Origin of the sequence: Bartonella sp. AA1HLJMS, from assembly GCF_042197445.1 — a bacterium.
Taxonomy (GTDB): domain Bacteria; phylum Pseudomonadota; class Alphaproteobacteria; order Rhizobiales; family Rhizobiaceae; genus Bartonella.
Genome location: NZ_JBHIRW010000130.1, coordinates 1 through 2,040, shown reverse-complemented (window position 1 = coordinate 2,040; position 2,040 = coordinate 1). Strand labels below are relative to the sequence as shown.

At 36.4% G+C, this 2,040-nt stretch carries 1 protein-coding gene; it reads right to left on the bottom strand.

Features of this window, described 5'->3' with window-relative positions:
- Positions 1-2,040: type ISP restriction/modification enzyme (locus tag ACFIQE_RS09820; protein WP_375707645.1), on the bottom strand; the 2,040-nt coding region annotated here is incomplete at both ends.

The following is a 2,040-nucleotide window of genomic DNA, read 5'->3' as shown; positions in this document are numbered from 1 at the left end:
TTTTTAAAGGTCACTGGATAAGGCTCTACAGTCTCATAATTCACGTGCAAATGACCCAGTTCACGCCCTGCTGTTACAAACTTCCAAAAATCATCAGCACTCTTTACACAAGGGATACGAGGCAGTTCTTTAGAAAGGTTATCAGCATAACGGGCGCGATAATCTTCCGAATGCAAAAGACCGTAAACATAATAGAATAGATCATCTTTTGTTATGGTTTCATTAGGATAAGCGGCTTTAAAATAGTCTAGACCTTCATCAGTAATGGCATCACGCCTCTGTAAACCAGCATTGATGCTTTTTTCTACAGAATTCGTAAATAAATGAGTTTGTTTCTTGTTTCTATCTTTTGAGACTGTAGTGTCTTCGTAAATATAGCGTGGAAAGCATTGACCTTTATCTATTGCGTCATGGTTAGGTAGTTTCTTAGTCATTAAGACAGAGAAACCACTTCTTCCTCCAACAGTAGAAACTTGTATTACTTTATTTTTAATCGCTTGTCCTATCGGGAATATACGAGGCATTTGATAAACCCCATCGTTAAAGATGCGATTATAATAAAGCCATTGTTTTGTAAAAGGACGATAAATACTTCGAATAAGACTGTAACATTCAAACTTAAAGAGTTTTTCTTTTACTAATTCTCGTTTGAGATTATGACTCCAACTGATCTTTTTTACATCTGTATTGACGAAATTATCTACAGCATTTGCACGTGTTTTACGATCAGAGTATCGATAGGTAGTATTAAAACGTTCTACTTCGCTGTTATAGAACATAATCATATTATTCATGTTTTTCTTTAAAAATTCACGGCTTGAGTTATATGTCCAAGCATCACGATTAGTTTTTAGACCACAAGAAAAATTTTCAAATAGTTTTTTACCATGTCCTTTCTTAGCACCCATGGCTAAAAATGCTTTGAAATTGTCATTACGTTGACCAAGCCAATCACTATGTTTATCTGGTGTAATTGTTTTCCATCTTCTATTACGTGTAATACCACCAATACTACCAAAGGACTTAATTGTCTTAAGCTTGTCCTCTCTTGTGCTGTAATCTTCAATGGCATGGAAATATATTTTACCACGCTGTTGTGCATTTGGATTTTTTACGAGAATAGATATAGCTATGGGAGCTCGTGATCCAGAACCAAAAATCTTGCCGCCTTCTTTTCGCGAAATTTCTCCAGAGGTTCGTTGATTACCACGTAAATGGAAAATGTAAAGGCTGCTAAATTCTTCAACTAGATACTTGCGCAAACCATTCATAGCATTTGCATCTACAAAGCTTGCATTTGTAACAAAACCAATCACACCACGGTCTTTTATACGGTCACTAGCCCAGCGAATGGCACGAATATAGCTATCATAAAGACTCCGTATATTGGTTGCTTTCGATTGAACGGCATATGTATCACGAATACGGTCATCTAATATCGGATAAGGCGTATTCTTTGCATTGTCGTTTTCGCTCTTTTGTCCCATAGAATAAGGAGGATTGCCAAAGATAACTTTAATATTCAGTTTCTTTTGAAGTTCCAAATATTCACTGTTTTCTTTAAATAATTCCTGTAGCAGATTCTTCTCTTCAAGCATTCGAAACGTATCGGTCAAACCAATATGCTTAAAGGGAATATACTCACCTTTCATAAGACTATGATACGTCGATTCAATGTTAATGGCAGCTATGTAATAGGCGAGCAAGACAATCTCATTGGCATGGATATCATGACGGAATTTATATTCCATATCTTCTGGTTTGATGAGATTGGATTGTAAAAGCCTTGTGATAAAGGTTCCAGTTCCCGTGAAAGGGTCGAGGATAGAGACACCACGTGATCCTAAGCTTTTTCCAAATTCATTGCGTAAAACATCATCAACAGAATGAATGATAAAATCAACAACCTCAACAGGCGTATAAACAATCCCAAGCCTATCTGTGGTTTTCTTAAATGCCTTGGCAAAAAAACTTTCATAAAGCGTAATAATAAGATTTTGCCTTGCTTGTGGTGAGGTAATCCCAGAAGCACGAAGCCTT